Origin of the sequence: Arthrobacter sunyaminii (genome assembly GCF_018866305.1) — a bacterium.
Lineage (GTDB): Bacteria > Actinomycetota > Actinomycetes > Actinomycetales > Micrococcaceae > Arthrobacter_B > Arthrobacter_B sunyaminii.
This window is the reverse complement of the sequence record NZ_CP076456.1, coordinates 2,244,410-2,260,644: the sequence shown is the minus strand read 5'-3', so window position 1 is coordinate 2,260,644 and position 16,235 is coordinate 2,244,410. Positions and strand designations below refer to the sequence as shown.

Annotated in this window: 11 protein-coding genes and 1 pseudogene; 7 read left to right on the top strand and 5 right to left on the bottom strand. The window is 64.4% G+C overall.

Annotated features, from left to right (window positions below):
* Nucleotides 1-66: 66 nt before the first annotated feature.
* Nucleotides 67-1,758, top strand: a complete 1,692-nt coding sequence (locus KG104_RS10070) for a DUF4389 domain-containing protein (RefSeq protein ID WP_207346933.1) — start codon at nucleotides 67-69, stop codon at nucleotides 1,756-1,758.
* A 19-nt stretch (nucleotides 1,759-1,777) separates the two neighbouring features.
* On the opposite strand, the gene KG104_RS10065 is transcribed toward KG104_RS10070, so the two are convergent.
* Nucleotides 1,778-2,140, bottom strand: coding sequence for a VOC family protein (locus tag KG104_RS10065; protein WP_207346932.1), 363 nt, complete (start codon nucleotides 2,138-2,140; stop codon nucleotides 1,778-1,780).
* 274 nt (nucleotides 2,141-2,414) lie between these two features.
* Between KG104_RS10065 and KG104_RS10060 the strand changes: the two genes are divergently transcribed.
* Together KG104_RS10060 and KG104_RS10055 are read left to right on the top strand one after the other, a co-directional pair.
* Nucleotides 2,415-2,852 (top strand): acyl-CoA thioesterase, encoded by a 438-nt coding sequence (locus tag KG104_RS10060; protein ID WP_207346931.1) that lies wholly within the window; start codon nucleotides 2,415-2,417, stop codon nucleotides 2,850-2,852.
* Nucleotides 2,853-3,046: 194 nt separating this feature from the next.
* A pseudogene (locus tag KG104_RS10055) lies at nucleotides 3,047-4,098 on the top strand (SDR family NAD(P)-dependent oxidoreductase).
* Nucleotides 4,099-4,119: 21 nt separating this feature from the next.
* On the opposite strand, the gene KG104_RS10050 reads toward KG104_RS10055, so the two are convergent.
* A complete protein-coding gene (locus tag KG104_RS10050) occupies nucleotides 4,120-6,528 on the bottom strand; it encodes a glycoside hydrolase family 3 C-terminal domain-containing protein (RefSeq protein ID WP_237688576.1) in 2,409 nt (802 codons plus the stop codon).
* A gap of 153 nt (nucleotides 6,529-6,681) precedes the next feature.
* Here KG104_RS10050 and KG104_RS10045 point away from each other — a divergent pair, with 153 nt between their 5' ends.
* Nucleotides 6,682-8,343 carry an ABC1 kinase family protein gene (locus KG104_RS10045; RefSeq protein WP_207346929.1) on the top strand — a complete coding sequence of 554 codons (1,662 nt, stop codon included), beginning with the start codon at nucleotides 6,682-6,684 and terminating at the stop codon, nucleotides 8,341-8,343.
* 70 nt (nucleotides 8,344-8,413) lie between these two features.
* Here the strand turns inward: KG104_RS10045 and KG104_RS10040 are convergent, their stop codons facing one another.
* On the bottom strand, nucleotides 8,414-9,739 hold the full coding sequence (locus KG104_RS10040; RefSeq protein ID WP_207346928.1) for an MFS transporter: 1,326 nt from the start codon (nucleotides 9,737-9,739) through the stop codon (nucleotides 8,414-8,416).
* Between the two features lie 194 nt (nucleotides 9,740-9,933).
* Here KG104_RS10040 and KG104_RS10035 point away from each other — a divergent pair, with 194 nt between their 5' ends.
* The 3 genes from KG104_RS10035 to KG104_RS10025 are packed head-to-tail and all read left to right on the top strand — an operon-like array spanning nucleotide 9,934 to nucleotide 13,492.
* The gene (locus KG104_RS10035; protein WP_104161151.1) at nucleotides 9,934-10,815 is read left to right on the top strand and encodes a shikimate dehydrogenase; all 882 of its coding nucleotides are present in this window, start codon (nucleotides 9,934-9,936) and stop codon (nucleotides 10,813-10,815) included.
* A gap of 12 nt (nucleotides 10,816-10,827) precedes the next feature.
* Nucleotides 10,828-12,717: a bifunctional sugar phosphate isomerase/epimerase/4-hydroxyphenylpyruvate dioxygenase family protein gene (locus tag KG104_RS10030; protein WP_207346927.1), complete on the top strand. Its 1,890-nt coding sequence runs from the start codon at nucleotides 10,828-10,830 to the stop codon at nucleotides 12,715-12,717.
* Nucleotides 12,718-12,727: 10 nt separating this feature from the next.
* Nucleotides 12,728-13,492: an IclR family transcriptional regulator domain-containing protein gene (locus tag KG104_RS10025; RefSeq protein ID WP_207346926.1), complete on the top strand. Its 765-nt coding sequence runs from the start codon at nucleotides 12,728-12,730 to the stop codon at nucleotides 13,490-13,492.
* 29 nt (nucleotides 13,493-13,521) lie between these two features.
* On the opposite strand, the gene glsA is transcribed toward KG104_RS10025, so the two are convergent.
* The gene (glsA, locus tag KG104_RS10020; protein ID WP_207346925.1) at nucleotides 13,522-14,475 is read right to left on the bottom strand and encodes a glutaminase A; all 954 of its coding nucleotides are present in this window, start codon (nucleotides 14,473-14,475) and stop codon (nucleotides 13,522-13,524) included.
* Nucleotides 14,472-16,232 carry a glutamine/gamma-aminobutyrate antiporter GadC gene (gene gadC / locus KG104_RS10015; RefSeq protein WP_104054155.1) on the bottom strand — a complete coding sequence of 587 codons (1,761 nt, stop codon included), beginning with the start codon at nucleotides 16,230-16,232 and terminating at the stop codon, nucleotides 14,472-14,474. Before gadC ends, glsA begins: the two co-directional genes overlap by 4 nt.
* Between the last annotated feature and the right edge of the window lie 3 nt (nucleotides 16,233-16,235).

Genomic DNA, 16,235 nt, shown 5'->3' with positions numbered 1-16,235 from the left:
CGGTGTTGACTCTGCGGCGCGGCCGGACAACCCTTTGGATAGGGGTGGACCGGGCGGGAAAGCGTCATGAGGACCGGCAGGATTGTCATGTTCGTCATCGGCTGTTTGCTGATGCTTATTGGGCTGGGACTGGCGGTGGGAGCCGCCGCTGTCGGGATATTCAACGCAGGCCAGGGCGATGACCGCTACCTCTCCGTTCCCGAGGAGGTCTACGAGGTTGACTCGTACGCCCTGATCGTGCCGGACCTTGAAGTCAACGGGGTGCGCTCGGATGATCAGGTGGCAACCCTGCTGGTGCAGGGAGAGCCAACTCAGTCCGGCCAGGAACTCTTTATCGGTATTGGCCCGAGTGATGAGGTGGACCGTTACCTCCTTGACGTGCAGTACAGCGAGCTGCAGGAAGTGGATTTCCGTCCGTTCCGCGCCGAGTACGAGGAGGTGAACGGAACCCGGGCTCCTGCGCCTCCGGTTGAGCAGGGCTTTTGGGCGGCGGCATCCAGCGGCACCGGCGAGCAGTCACTGGAATGGAACCTGGACGAAGGTGACTGGTCCGCAGTGGTGATGAATGCTGACGGGAGCCGGCCGGTCTCAGCGGAGCTTCAAGTGGGTGCACGCTCCGAATTGCTCCAGCCGGTCACCTGGATCCTGCTGATCTCCAGCATCGTCTTCCTCGTAGCTGGAATTGCCCTCGTGGTGATCGGATCATCGGGGCTGCGCCGCCGCCCGGTCGGGCCGGGTGCTGTAGGGGAGCAACCTGGTGTGCCGGGGCAACTTGGAGGGCCGGGGCAACCTGTTCAGACGCCGGGTACCCCGCAGACCTACGGCCAGATGCAGGACCGCTACGGGCAGGGGCAGCCACCGGGCTCCGGGTACCGCCCTGTCAGGCCCGGCGGGGCCACCGCAGCGGCAAGGGTTGGCGTGCGCGATCCGGGACTGACCGGTCCGCGCTATCCGGTGCGGCTCTACGGAGAAATCGATCCGAACCTCTCGCGCTGGATGTGGCTGGTCAAATGGTTCCTGGCAATCCCGCACTACATTGTGCTGTTCTTCCTGTGGATAGCTTTCTTCGTGTCCACCGTGGTTGCCGGTTTTGCCATCCTGTTCACCGGCCGGTACCCGCACGGACTGTTTGACTTCAACGTGGGCGTGGTGCGCTGGAGCTGGCGGGTAACGTTCTATGCCACCCGTGTCCTGGGCACCGACCGGTATCCGCCGTTCACGCTGGACCGTACGGACTATCCGGCGGACTTCAGTGTTGACTACCCCCGGCAGCTCTCCCGCTGGCTGGTGCTGGTGAAGTGGTGGCTCCTCGTTATACCGCAGGCACTGGTGGTCGGTGCGTTCTCTGAAGCAGCAATTGTCGTCAACAGGTTCTACGTTTCCGGAGGGCAGGAAACCGAAAACTGGACCGGGATGGTTCCGGGCGGCATGTGGACCGATGCCTGGGAGAACGGGTGGGAGAGCGCCCCCGATGTGGTGAGCAGCCAGGGGTTATCTCTGCTGGCGCTGCTGGTCCTCATCGCGGCGGTCATCCTGCTGTTCCGCGGCAGCTATCCGCGGCACCTCTTTGACCTCATTATGGGACTGAACCGCTGGTCCTACCGGGTGCTGGCCTATGCTGCGCTGATGCGGGACGAGTATCCGCCCTTCCGACTGGACCAGGGTCCTGCCGACCGCAGGGACGAGGCCGCAGGACTGGGCAGGCCGGACCTGGAACCGGGACCGACGACGGGAACGGGACGCCCTAGCCGCGACTAGTCCTCTGCGCGGGCCGGGACTATTCGCCGGAGGTTCCGAGGACGCAGAACTCATTGCCCTCGGGGTCGGCCAGCACCGTCCAGGTGACGTCCGGATTCTGGCCGACGTCCGCCCGGACGGCGCCCAGGTCCAGCAGCCGCCGGACTTCTTCGGAGCCCGTGGAGCCCGTGGCCCGCAGGTCCAGGTGCAGACGGTTCTTCACTGTCTTGTGCTCCGGCACGGTCAGGATATCGATCGGCGGACCGTCACCATTCCTGGGGACCAGACTAATGACGCCCTCTTCTTCCTCGTCAACCCGGTAGTTCAGTGCCTGGATCCAGAACTCGGCCAGACGGCGGGGCTCCACGGAGTCAAGGGCAATCTGGGCAAAGGAAAGGGTCATGGAGGGCTCCCGGCCGGAGGATCTTCGCTGTGATAAGCCAAGTTGGTTTTGGAGCCTGAAACTAACACCGGGTCCGTATCCGGTCAACATGGAGGACTGCAGCCGGGCACCGGAAACCCTCCCGACGGCGGGGTGTTTTCAGTCACCGGGTTCCCAGCGGAACGGCGCAGCGCCGGGGCGGGAGCGAAACACCGGCGTGACGGGTGTGACGGCCGTCCGTCTGCGCGGTCACAGCCGTCCGCCTAAGCCCGCCGGGCCTCGCTAACCTTGAAATATGGATCTCCAGAATATCAACTTCAATACCCGGAAATGGGTCCGTCCGGAAGACCTGAACGCCAACGGCACACTGTTCGGCGGCAGCCTTCTGCGATGGATCGATGAAGAAGCCACAATTTACGCCATCCTGCAGATGGGCAACGGTCGAGTCGTCACCAAATTCATGTCGGAGATCAACTTCGTCAGCTCCGCCCAGCAGGGCGACTTGATCGAAATGGGTTTGCGGGCCACCAAATTTGGCCGCACGTCACTGACCATGCGGGCCGAGGTGCGCAACATGGTGACCCGTCGCAGCATCCTGACGATCGACCGGATTGTTTTCGTGAACCTTGGCCCGGACGGCAATCCCGCCCCGCACGGGTATACGGAGATCACCTACGACCGGGACCGGCTGCCCGCCGAGCACCTCCCCGTCGCCGTCGCCGCCGACGCCTAGGGACCGCAGGACCCGGCAGCGACCGTTTTGCTGCACCGGGGTCCCTTTGCGCCGTCCGCGGGAGCCGCAGGAGCATCCCCCGTGGGATACTCGACCCAGCAGCATTTGCCCTTGGATGCAAGGTGCGGCTGCGGCCGTGGACCGGGCCAGTACCCTTCCGGGCCGCGGCTGACGCCGCTCGGAACGGAGCCTTGATGCCGGATCCCGTACAACATCTCAGCGCTGAATCCCTGATTGGCGACTGGCTTGACCACCCCACGGGGCGCACCGTCTTGATCGACCTGCTGGCCCGCCGCAGTCCGGATGCACGGGCACTGTATGCGATCCGCATGCTGCCGCTTTCCACCTTGGCGACGCTCAGCAACGGCGTCATCACTACGGAACATCTGGACCTCATGGTGGAAGCGGCCAACCGGCTCATCGATCAGCCGTCGGTTCATCCGGCAACGGCCCACCTCTTTCCGTCTGCTCCGCCCCCGGCGCCCAACGATTGGCGCGAGCCTTTGGTCGAAGGCCGTTTTGACGGCAAGACGGTGGTGGTGACCGGTGCCGGGTCGGGGATTGGACGCGCAACCGCGTTGAGGGTCGCCCGTGAAGGCGGACGCGTGCTGGCCGTCGATCTCAGCACCCTGCGGATGGAAGCATTGCTGGAACGCAATCAGGATCTGGACGTCAGCGGCGTCGTAGCTGACATCTCCACCCAATCCGGTGTCGACAAGATTGCGGCGGAGGTCGGAAACCGGCTGGATGGACTCGCCATCGTAGCGGGAATCGCCGACGACATGGTTGCGCTGCATGAGGTGGAGGACGAGCTGTGGGAGAGCGTTTTCCGCATCAACGTGGATGGACCGTTCCGTTTGTCGCGACGCTGATTCCGGTGATGCTTTCCCGGGGGAGCGGGTCCATCATCAACGTCTCCTCCCAGGCAGGGCTCCGCGGTTCGATCGCGGGAGCTGCCTACACCGCCTCCAAACATGCCGTCATTGGGCTGACCCGCAGCGCGGCCTTCATATACAGCCCGCGCGGCATCAGGGTCAACGCGGTCATCCCCCGGCCCACCAAGGTTGCGCTTGAGTCCAATTACGGCTCACTGGGCGGCGCCGGGCCGGTTCCGTCACTGTCGCTGACGTCCCCCGACATCGAGTCTGCGCAAATCGCCTCGCCCATGACTTATCTGCTGAGCGACGACGCCGCCAACGTTACGGGCGCCATCCTCCCTGCGGACGAAGGCTGGGGCATCGCTTAAAAGCTGGTGGAGCCGGGCACATCACTGTGCGCCGCGGGTGCCCTGCAGCCAACCTTCCAGCTGCTTCAGCAGATCGGGCGTTACGGGGCTGCCGGGGAACCGTGCCATCCGGTTCAACGGCATATTGCCCACCAGTGCCAGGGAAGCAGCCAGACTCCCGGTATTATCCATGCCGCCTGTGTTGTCCTGACCGGCCATGTTGTCCTGACCGGCAGCATCCATCCCCGCCATAGCCGCGGCGGTTAGCGCGGACACCAGTTCCGCAGCCGCGGCAGGATTCGCCAGCCACTCCTGAATGGAGGAGGCCGTGCTCAGCGAAGGCTCGGGAACGGTTCCGTCAAGGGCGGCAACCGCGGCCAGCCGGAGGTCACGGGAGGACGCCCCCACCTCAATGCGGTACTCGCCGGCGTCGGCCACCCACGACATGCTCTCCGGATCAAAACGCGACAGCGCGCGGGCATCGAGGGAAAACCTCAGCCGGCGGGATTCACCCGGACCCAGGTGCACTTTTTCAAACCCGCGCAGTTCCCGCAGCGGACGCAGCGGACGCAGCTGGGCGCCGTCGTCATCCGGAGCGCCCACGTACAGCTGCACCACGTCGCTGCCGGCGCGGCGGCCCGTATTGGTGACCGTCAGTTCCACGTGCACTTCCTGGTCTGCGCCGGCACCGGTGCTGCGGATATCAAGGTCCGTGTAGCCGAAACTGGTGTAGGAGAGCCCGTGCCCAAAGGGGAAAGCCACTTCCAGGCGCCGGGTGTCGTACCAGCGATAGCCCACCAGCACCCCTTCGCCGTACCGTACGGTGCCGTTTTCGCCCGGGTAGTTGCCGTAAGCGGCGGTGTCCTCCAACCGGACGGGAATCGTTTCGGCCAGCCGTCCGCCGGGGTCCGCCCGGCCAAGCAGGACGTCGGCCAGCGCCGACCCGCCCGCTTCGCCCGGAAGCCAGGCTTCCAGGAGGGCGGGAACACGATCTGCCCAGGCCGTGGTCACCACCCCGCCGTTGGAGAGCACCACCACGGTCCGCGGATTCGCCTGAAGAACGGCGGTGAGCAGCTCGAGCTGCTCGTCGGGCAGGTCCAGAGTGGTGCGGTCATAACCTTCGGACTCCGCCTCGTCGGGCAGCCCCAGGAAGACGACGGCGGTAACGGCTGCCGCGGCGGCCGCCGCGGCCGTTTCGATCAAGTCGACCGGCCCGGCCCCGGGCTGGCTCAGGAGAGTTGCTTCGGGCTCCGGAGCCGGACTGGCGGGGAGGGCGTATCCGGGTTCAAACAAGAGCTCGGGCAGCTCCTGCTGCAGGGCGTCGAGCGGACTGACAAGGCGGACCGGATTCACCTTGGAGGAACCGCTTCCCTGGTACCGGGGGGTGCGGGCCAGCTCGCCAATAACGGCCACGGCGCCGTCGGTCTGCAACGGAAGGATACTGCCCTCATTCTTGAGCAGGACCATCGACGCCGCTGCCGCCCGCCGCGCCAGGTCGTGACTGGCCGCATACACCGCTGCGCCGCTGTCGGCTGTCCCCGCTGTGTCGGCTGTCCCCGCTGTGTCGGCTGTGCCGCTGCCTGATCGGGGCGGTACGCGGTCCACGAGGCGCAGGATCCGGGCAGCCGCAGCGTCAATCTGTTCCTCCGTGACCATTCCCGCGTCCAGCCCGGCGGTGATTTCCCGGGCACCCAGGCCGCCGCTGGAGGGCATCTCCAGGTCCAGTCCGGCAGCGAGCGCGGCCGCACGGTTGGTCACGGCACCCCAGTCCGACATTACGGCTCCCTCATAGCCCCAAGTTCCGCGCAGCACCACCCCGAGCAGCCACGGGCTCTCGGCGGCGTGCAGTCCGTTGATCTTGTTGTAGGCAGCCATGATGGTCCACGGTTCCGCCGTACGCACCACAATCTCGAACGCACGCAGGTAAATCTCATGCAGGGTTCGCTGGTCAACCACTGCATCCACCCGCATCCGATCCGCCTCCTGGTTGTTGGCGGCGAAATGCTTGGGACTCGTCCCCACCCCGGCGGCTTGGACCGCCCTCGTCCACGCCGCCCCCAGCTCCCCGGCCAGCAGCGGATCCTCCGAAAAATACTCAAAATTGCGGCCGCACAGGGGCGAGCGCTTGATGTTGAGCCCCGGACCCAGCAGGACATCCACGCCTTGGAGCCGGGCCTCGCGTGCGACGGCGGTGCCAAGTTCAGTGAGCAGGCTCCGGTCCCAGGAGCAGGCGGTGGCACATTCTGCGGGAAAGCAGGTGGCCGGAAAGGACTCACCGAGCCCCAGGACGGCTTCGCCGGACGGCCTCCGGACGCCGTGTGGACCGTCGGAGAGCACCAGGGGGCGGATTCCATGGTTGGGCAGGGCAACGGTTTCCCAGAACCCCGCTCCGGACAGAAGTGCGATCTTGTCCTCCAGGCTCAGGTCCCGGAGTGCGGCTGGTATATCCACGAACGTCTCCCTCATCGGTGGGTTCCGAGTCTAAGCGCGTGCCCCCGGCTGTGAAAGGGCAGGTGCACCCTGTTAGGACCTCCCTGCCCGGCCGTAGGGTTTCAGATACGGTTGCAGTGTTCCACGGCCTGCCTCCGGGACGGGAGCCCACGCATGAAGACCCACCTCGACCGCTACCGCCAGATCGCCGAAATCCTGTACCGCAACGGGTTTGGCTACCTGGTCGCTGCCTCGGGCCTGGAAAACCGGCTGCCCTTCCGGCGCAGGCCGCAACCTTCAGACCGGCCGCCGGGCGCGGCAAACGCCCCGGAATACCTGCGCCGGGCGCTGGAGGAGCTGGGTCCCACCTTCGTGAAGATGGGGCAGCTGCTGTCCACCCGGCAGGACCTGCTGCCGCCCAGGTACCAGCAGGAACTGGCCAAGCTGCAGGACAAAGCCGAGCCTGTGCCCTGGGATCAGATCCAGCCGGTGCTGCAGGCGGAACTGGGCTCGGACGCGATGGAAAGGTTCTCCGCCTTCGACACCGCGCCGCTGGCCAGTGCCTCCATTGGGCAGGTCTACGCTGCCCGGCTGCGCAGCGGCGCCGACGTGGTGGTGAAGATCCGCCGTCCGGGTGTGGAAGAGGAAGTGAATGAGGACCTGGATATCCTCCTGGGTTTGGCCGGCTATGCGGGAAGGCACTGGGAAGCGGCTCGCGACTACGACGTCAAGGGTTTGATGGAGGAGTTCGCCGAGACCCTCCGTGAGGAGCTGGACTACCAGCAGGAAGCCCGCAATACCAACCGTTTTGCCCTGAACTTCCAGGACAGTGCGTCTGTCCACATTCCCAAGGTGTATGCCGATTTCAGCACATCCAAGGTCCTGACCCAGCAGCGCCTGTACGGACTAAAGGTTACGGACACCGCGGCAATCGATGCCGCCGGGATTGACCGCAGGGCGCTCGCCGCCGACGCCGCCGCCGCGGAAATGAAGATGGTCTTCGAGGACGGTTTCTTCCATGCAGATCCCCATCCGGGGAACATCTTCGTGGAAAAAGGCGGACGGATCGGACTGATTGACTTCGGAATGGTGGGGGAGGTGGATGACAGGCTGCGCTCCCAGCTCTCGGCGCTCTTTGTCGCGGTGCTTCGCAAGGATTCGGAGCGGATGGCCTCGGCACTGATCCGGATGTGCCCAACGTCCCGCCGCGTGGACCGGATCCAGCTCCGCCTTGACCTGCAGCAGCTGATACGCCTCTATGACGGGAGGACACTCGGAAACGCGCCCGTGGGCCGGATTATCAACGCGGCAATGGGCATCATTCGCAACCACCACCTGCAGCTGCCCCGGGAAATGGCGCTCCTGCTGCGCATGCTGATCATGACCGAGGGCATGGGGGAGGTGCTGGATCCGGACTTCAGCATGGGTGAGACCCTGGCCCCGTACGCCCGGCGGATGACCATGCGCCAGATGAATCCGGTGACCTTTGTCCGGCGTCTGGGGCAGGCCGGTGCCGAGACGCTGGAGCTCAGCGCGGAGCTCCCCGATCAGGTGCGTCGGCTGCTGACGACACTGGACTTTGAAGGCCTGGAGATCCATTTACGGGCCGAAGAGCTCGCGCCGCTGGTGGTGCGGCTGGAGAAGGTGGGCAACCGGATGGTTGCTGCCATTTTTGCGGCGGCCTTCATCCGCGGGGTGGGCGAATTGGCGTTGGGGGACGCTGAGCGCTGGAAGTCCTGGCAGGCCCCGTTGATGACTGCCGGCCTTGCCTCCACCGGTGCCCTGGGCGGTTATCTGGCCTGGACCGCACGGAAGCAGCGGATGGGGAGGTACTAGCGGCTGGCGGGAGCCATCCTCAAGGATGGCTCCCGACCCCGTGTTCAGATCCAGCCGCGGCACGTGCTCATTACGCCTTCGGAGTGCTCCTGGCCATTCCCAATTCCGCCGTCGGCGTCCGATACGTCTCCTTTGCCGTCAGGGCCGATACGGAAGCGATGATGCTGATCGCCGCGGTGAACAGGCTGATGACCACCCAGCCGCCCGGCTCCAGTCCGCCCAGTGCTGCCACGATGGACGGTGCGAAGCCGGCCATCAGGAAGCCCAGCTGGGTGCCGATTGCCAGCCCGGAGAAACGGACCTTGGCACTGAACATTTCGGCGTAGAAGGACGGCCACACCGCGTTGGCGGCAGCGTAGCCGCAGGAGAACACTGCCACGGACAGTGCGAACTGCAGCAGCGTGTTTCCCGATTCCATCGACAACAGATAGAACGGCATCACTGCAGCGGACGAGAGGGCACCGTAGATGAACACGGGCTTGCGTCCGATCCGGTCAGCCAGCATGCCGAAGAGCGGCTGTGTACCCAGCGCGACAACGTTTCCGGCTACCACAAGCCAGAGGGTGATGCTCGCGTCGACGTCGCCCACCTCGGTGCCGTACTTGATGGCCAGCGTGCCGTACACGGTGGACACCGCTGCAATGAAGGCACAGCAGATGACGCGCAGTACATCCCGCCAGTGGTGGGCCAGCAGGTCACCGACGGGGAGCCGGGAGATTTCATTGTTGGCCTTCGCTGCGGCGAAGGTGGGGGTTTCATGCAGCGACCGGCGGATGAAGTAGGTCACCACGACCACCACGGCGCTGAGCCAGAACGGAATGCGCCATCCGATGCCGTACTTGATCTCATCCGGCAGGGCCAGCACCGGGATGAAGACCAGCGCGGCAAGAATCTGCCCGCCCTGGGTTCCGGTGAGCGTCCAGGAGGTGAAGAAGGAACGGCGGTTATCCGGTGCATGTTCAAGTGTCAGTGAGCTGGCTCCGGCCTGCTCTCCGGCGGCGGACAGGCCTTGCATCAGCCGGCACAGCACCAGCAGGGCCGGAGCCCACCAGCCGATGACGTCGAAGCTGGGAAGACAGCCGATCAGGAAGGTCGACGCTCCCATCAGGACCAGGGTGAACATGAGGACTTTCTGGCGGCCCACCCGGTCACCGAAGTGGCCGAGCACCACTGCGCCCACCGGGCGGGCAACGTAGGCGAAGCCGAAGGTTGCCAGCGACATGATCGATGCCTGCGTGCCGGAGTCCGGAAAGAACACATAGGGGAAGATCAGGGCCGCGGCGGATCCGAAGATGAAAAAGTCGTAGTACTCAACGGCGCTGCCCATGAAGCTGGCTGCCGCCGCCTTTTTGGGCGTCTTGGTGTGGACTTTGTCCGCTGGGACAGTCTCAGTCATGGGGGTCTCCTGTGGAGGGTGTGCTGCAGGAATGAGTAAACGGAACAGTGTGCGCTATCCGCACATGTGTGCATATTTCGAACAGTTCAAGTAATGTAGCTCACAGTTGCAGGCATCGGCAACGTTTTTACGCCGCAGTATTACGCCCAGCCGGCGCGGGAAGCCCCGCCCCGCACCGCGAAAGGACGCGCTTCGTGAGTAATCCATCGGAGTCTTTTTTGGTTGGCCTCATTGGCGAGGGCGTTACGCCGTCCCTCTCGCCGCCCATGCACGAGCATGCCGCCGACCGGCTGGGGCTGCGGTATCTCTACCGGCCCGTGGATTTATCGGTACTCGGGCAAGGGGAGGGTATCGAAGCCGCGTTGAAGTCCCTGCTGCACGGCGGACGCGATCTGGGCTTCAACGCCTTCAACATCACCCACCCGTGCAAGCAGCTCGTCCTGCGCTGCCTGGACGAGGTGTCCGACGACGCCGCCCGGCTGGGCGCCGTGAACACCGTCCTGATCCGGGACGGAAAATTCATCGGACACAATACTGACTTCTCCGGATTCGCGTCCGCACTGGCAACGGGTCTTCCTGACGCGGTCCTGGACCGCGTGGTGCAGCTGGGCGTGGGCGGCGCAGGCTCCGCCGTCGCGTATGCCCTGCTCAAGGCGGGCACCAAACACCTGACCCTGATCGACGTCGAGTACTCCCGTGCTGCCGAACGCGCCGAGGCACTGGGCCGGCTCTTTCCCGGCCAGACCGTGGCCGCGGCGGACAGTGCGGATCTTCCTGCCGTGCTGGTTGAAGCGGACGGCTTCATGCATGCCACTCCGGTGGGAATGCACTCCCACCCCGGGCTGCCCCTGGACCCGGAACTGCTGTCACCCCGGCAATGGGTTGCCGACGTCGTCTACCGCCCGCTGGAGACGGAACTGGTCCGGGCCGCCCGTGCGCGGGGCTGCGCCGTGCTGGACGGCGGCAATATGGCCGTGGGCCAGGCTGTGGACGCGTTTGAACTGATTACCGGCATCCGGCCGGATCCGGACCTGATGCGCGCAGACTTCCTGGATCTGATCGAGCGCGGACTGTAAGGGAGGGGCACTGTGCGTACGTCCATTGCAACGGTGTGCCTAAGCGGCACGCTGGAAGAAAAAATGAGGGCTTGTGCGGCCGCCGGGTTCGACGGTATCGAGATTTTTGAGCAGGACCTTCTCGTGTCGCCGCACAGTCCGGAGGATATCCGGGCTCTGGCGGCCAGCCTCGGCCTAAGCCTGGATCTGTACCAGCCGTTTCGGGACTTTGAAGGCGTCAGTGAAGATCTCCTGGAGGCGAACCTCTACCGTGCGGAGGCCAAATTCTCGCTGATGAACCGCCTGGGTGCGGACACGATGCTGGTGTGCAGCAACGTGGCCACCGCCAGCATTGACGACGACGGCGTTGCTGCCTCCCAGCTGCGCAGGCTGGGGGAGGTTGCCGCAGGGTACGGAATCCGGCTCGCGTATGAAGCGCTGGCCTGGGGACGGTACGTGAATGACTACGAGCACGCCCAGCGGATTGTCGACCTGGCGGATCACCCCAATGTGGGAACCTGCCTGGACAGCTTCCACATCCTTTCCCGCGGTGCGGACCCGTCCGGAATTGAAAAAATCCCGGCTGAGAAAATCTTCTTCGTCCAGCTGGCAGACGCCCCGGAGCTGTCCCTCGACGTGCTGTCCTGGAGCCGGCATTACCGGGTATTTCCCGGCGAGGGCGCCTTTGACCTGACGGCCTTTATGGTGCATCTGGTCCGCAGCGGCTACAACGGACCGGTGTCATTGGAGGTTTTCAACGATGTCTTTCGGCAGACTTCCGAGGACCGCACTGCTGTGGACGCCATGCGCTCGCTGATCTGGCTGGAAGAGCGGACTTCCGTGCGCCTCGCGGAGCAGAACCAGCTTTCAGGGAACGACGCCGGCTCACGCAGGTATCCCATGGACCTCGCCACCCTCCCTGCCGTGGCCGAGCCAACCGGTTTCAATTTCGCCGAGGTGCTGGCGGAGGACCCCGGTGACGTGGAAGGGATGCTGTTCCAACTGGGTTTCAGCTGTGTGGGCACCCACCGGACAAAGCCGGTCCGGCTGTGGAGTGCCGGCGGGGCGCGGGTGATTATCAACCAGCAGCAGGCGCGCGGCCTGGCTCCCGCGATTTCCGCGCTGGGACTTGATGTTCAAGATCCACCGGCTGCGGCTTCGCGGGCCGTGCAGCTGAAAGCGCAGCCGGTCAGCAGGCGCAGCCAGGCTGACGAAGCCGTCCTGCAAGCCGTGTCGGCTCCGGATTCCACTGAAATTTTCCTGTGTGAGGCCACAGGGGACGGAACAGTTGCATGGGCGGAGGAGTTTGGATCCGACGGCGTCGTCGAAGGTGAGCCGCTGATCACGCACATCGACCACATCAACCTCTCCCAGCCCTGGCAGCACTTCGACGAGGCTGTGCTGTTCTACGAGTCCACCCTTTCCCTGGTGCCACGCGCGTCACAGGAAGTTCCGAGCCCCATGGGCCTGGTTCGCAGCCAGGTGATGTGCAGCAGTGACGGGGCTGTCCGGCTGGCTCTGAACATCGCACCGATGGCACTGGAACAGTCGGGTTCCCACGGCGGTCCGGAGTATCCGCAGCATGTGGCCTTTGGCTGCAGCGACGTGGTCGCGTTGGCGCGGCAGGCACGGCAGCGGGGGCTGGATTTCCTGCCGGTCCCGGACAACTATTACGAGGATCTCCAGGCACGGTTCCGGTTGGACGCGGCACTGCTGGAGAACCTCCAGTCCTTGAATCTGTTGTATGACAGGGACGAGGACGGTGAATTCCTGCATTTCTACACAGCAACGGTGGGAAACGTGTTCTTCGAGGTGGTGGAGCGCCGGTCGCGGTATGACGGCTATGGGGCGCCCAACGCCCCGGTGCGGCTGGCCTCGCAGTATCAGCGGGTGCGCAGCGGCAGCCGGGACGGCGCCAGCTAGGATGGGCAAAATGGGGGCTGAAGACGGATACTACGTAAAGTCGACGGAGAAGACCCTCGCGGTGCTGAGTTCTTTTACGCCCGAGCACCCGAGGTTGAGCGTTAGCGCAGTGGCGGCGGCAACGGACTTGAGCCGGGCCGCGGCCCGGCGTTTCCTGCTGACCCTCCGTGACCTGGGATACCTGCGCAGCGACGGCACCGTGTTCGAACTGGCACCGCGTTCCCTGGACATTGGCTCAGCCTTCCTGGCAACACTGACCCTGCCATCGGTCGCGGAGCCCCATTTGAAGGCTCTCGCCGCGGATCTGGGGGAAACCACGTCCCTCTGTGTGCTCGACGGCATGCACGTGGTCTACGTGGCACGCTTTACGGCGCCCCGGTTGGTTCACGTCTCCGTCAACGTGGGCACGAGGTTTCCCGCATGGGCGACGTCCATGGGGCGCGTCCTGATCGCTGCACTTGAACCGGACGAGCGTGAAGCCCATCTGGCCGCCGTCGAATTCCAGCCATTTACTCCGCACTCCGTCTCCGGTCCGGCAGAGCTGCGCGCGGAGGTGGAACTCGCCGGCCGCCGGGGATGGTCCCGGGTCACCGACGAACTGGAAGGGGGCCTGCGCGGGGTGGCCGTGCCGGTGTCCCGCGCGGGCAAAGTAGTGGCGGCCGCCAACGTGTCCCTGCAGACCCATCGGGATCCCGACGAGTCCTTGGAGGAGACGGTTATTCCACAGTTGAGGTCGGCCGCGGAACGGATCACGGCCGACCTCAACTTTCGCTAACTGCTCGCTGCTTATTACTGGGCGTCGCCTTATTGCTCGGCGTAGTCCGTCGAGTTGTAAATGTTCAGGTTCAGGGCCGCAGCCACCTGCGCCACGGCTTTCTGCCCCCGGACACTGTTGCCCACCGGATCCAGCGGGGGAGAGAAGGCAGCTATTGCCAGGGTTCCCGGCATGACGGCAAGGATTCCCCCGCCCACGCCGCTCTTACTCGGAAGGCCCACCTTGTAGGCCCAGTCCCCTGAGGACGTGTACATTCCCTCCATGGTCATTTCCGCCAGGATCGGCGGCACCAGGGACGCATCGAACACCTGCTTTCCCGTGACCGGGTTTCGCCCCCTGGCAGCCACGGTGGCCCCCATTGCCGCCAAATCCCTGGTCGTCACCAACGTGGAGCACTGCCGGGTGTACACCTCGCACGCTTCCATTGGATCCGAGTACATCGTTCCGCCTGAGTACAGCAGCCACGCAATGGCGCGGTTGTGGAAGTTGGTGGACTGCTCGGAGTCATTGACGGCGTCACTGAGCTTGATTTTCCGGCCGGCAAAAGCACTCTGCATGTCCAGGATTTTCTCCCACCGATCATCCGGGGACTCTGCCGGGATCAGTGACACGGTGGACATGGCCCCCGCATTCACCAGCGGCGAAACCGGCTTGTTGTCGTGCATCGCCACAGCCATCACCGAGTTGAACGGCTCGCCGGTGGGATCGGCACCCACTTTGTCATGGAATTCCCGCAGCCCCACGTCCTGCATCGCCAGGGTCATGGAAAACACCTTGGAAATGGATTCCAGGGCAAATTCGAATCCGGTGTCACCGGCTTCGAACACGTCGCCGTCGGCCGTCACCACGCACACGCCGAACAGGGACGGGTCCACGGACGCCAAATATGGAATGTAACTGGCGTTGGCACCGCCGGTGTCCTTGGCATGGTCCGAGTACGCCGTTTGAACGGCCCGGGTGATAGCTGATTTGTCCGGCATCATAGGGCTGCGCTCCCTCCTACGGCGGGCCCGGGCCGGGGCCTAATCGGTGGTTTGCCGGTGCCGCCGGTCCCGCCCGGCTGAGCCGCGGAGTCACCCGCTGCTGTTCCGGTTGCCGGTCCGGCTGCGGCGTCCGAACCGGATGACGCCGATGTGCCCGCGAGCGCCTGTTCGACAAGCACCGAAGTCGGAACGGAGGACTTGGACACCGTGCCGGGGTGGGTGTGTTCGATTTGCCACGTGAACGGCTCGAAGTTGCTCTCAGGATCCCGCCAGTGCGGCTTGCGCAGAGCGTAAATCACCAGCGGCAGGATCACGAACACCGCCGCCCCTCCCACCAGGATGCCCACGTACACAGCGGGCGATCCGACGGAAATCTGGTCCGGGGGAATGAAGCTGAAGATAAAGGCCACCAGGGACCCCAGGAATCCGAGACCGCCAATAAGCCACATGCCAACGTTCCCGCCCGGAACCCGGTAGGGGCGCGGCCGGTTCGGCTGGCTGAACCTCAGGTAAATGGCGCCGGCGAACATCAGCAGGTACATGATCAGATAAAGAATCACCGTGAGCTGGCTCAGGATCTGATACGCGGCCTGCACTGACGGAAGAACAACGTAGATGAAGCCCAGTCCGGTAACAGCGAAGGCCTGGAAGAACAGGATGTGGGTACCCATGCCGTGCTTGTTGGTGTGCTGCCAGAAGCGGGGCAGGTAACCTGCCCTTGCGACGGTGAGCAAGCCCGTTGAGGGGCCAGCCACCCACGTGACCACGCCGGCCAGTACACCGATCAGAAGCATGACTGCGACAATCGGGCCCGCCCATCCAATTCCGGCCCACTCGAACATGTCGTTGTAGGACGTGAGCAGGCTTTGGGTCAGGTTGATATCCGCCTGGGGAACCACAAACGCAATGGCGAGCGTGCCCAGGACAAAGATGATGACCGTTCCAGCCGCCGCAATGAGCACAGCAATCGGATAATCGCGGGTTGGATTCTTGACTTCCTTTACGTGGATGGCGTTCATCTCCATGCCCGCATAGAACAGGAAGATGCTCGCCGCCAACACCACGTTGGAGAAGTTGGAGAAATCAGGGATGAGCTCTCCCCAGCCCATCTGGATCTGCGGGGTGTTGCCCGCGAAGTAATAGGAAAATCCAAGAACGATGAGGATGATCGCCGGAATGATGGTGCCGACGATCCCGCCCCACTGGCTGACCTTGGAGAAGGCCGCTGCTCCGCGGAAGGCAATGAACGTCGCGAGCCAGTACACCACCAGCACCACGGCCAGGACAAAGACTTTGTTGCCTGCCAGCTGCGCGTCTATGTTCTGGTTCTCCCCGGTATAAGCCAGTGACACCGCACCAAAGGTCAACACGGTGGGGAACCAGATGGTGACTTCGATGAACAGCATGAACATGGCCAGGAAGGCCCAGCGCGGCCCGAAGGCCTCACCGACCCAGCGGAAGACACCGCCGGTCTCCGGCCAACCTGTTGCCAGCTCTGCGGCCACCAGGGATACCGGAATCAGGAACACCACGGCAGCGAGCACGTAGTAGAAGATGGAGCTCAGTCCGTATTCCGCCTCCGAGGGCAGGCCCCGGAGGCTGACCACCGCCACGATGTTCATGACGGCCAGGGCGCCAATGGTAATGGTCGCGGCCTGCTTGGATTTTTTCGATGTCTGAGTCGGCGTAGGTGTCTTGGGGCCGGATGCGCCCGAACCCGCCGCTGATGAACCGCTCGATGCAGTGGGATCACTCATTGC

Coding starts and splice junctions, on each gene's coding strand:
- gadC (WP_104054155.1), bottom strand. CDS start 16,232: ATGAGTGATCCCACTGCATCGAGCGGTTCATCAGCGGCGGGTTCGGGC.
- KG104_RS10070 (WP_207346933.1), top strand. CDS start 67: ATGAGGACCGGCAGGATTGTCATGTTCGTCATCGGCTGTTTGCTGATG.
- KG104_RS10025 (WP_207346926.1), top strand. CDS start 12,728: ATGGGGGCTGAAGACGGATACTACGTAAAGTCGACGGAGAAGACCCTC.
- KG104_RS10040 (WP_207346928.1), bottom strand. CDS start 9,739: ATGACTGAGACTGTCCCAGCGGACAAAGTCCACACCAAGACGCCCAAA.
- KG104_RS10065 (WP_207346932.1), bottom strand. CDS start 2,140: ATGACCCTTTCCTTTGCCCAGATTGCCCTTGACTCCGTGGAGCCCCGC.
- glsA (WP_207346925.1), bottom strand. CDS start 14,475: ATGATGCCGGACAAATCAGCTATCACCCGGGCCGTTCAAACGGCGTAC.
- KG104_RS10045 (WP_207346929.1), top strand. CDS start 6,682: ATGAAGACCCACCTCGACCGCTACCGCCAGATCGCCGAAATCCTGTAC.
- KG104_RS10060 (WP_207346931.1), top strand. CDS start 2,415: ATGGATCTCCAGAATATCAACTTCAATACCCGGAAATGGGTCCGTCCG.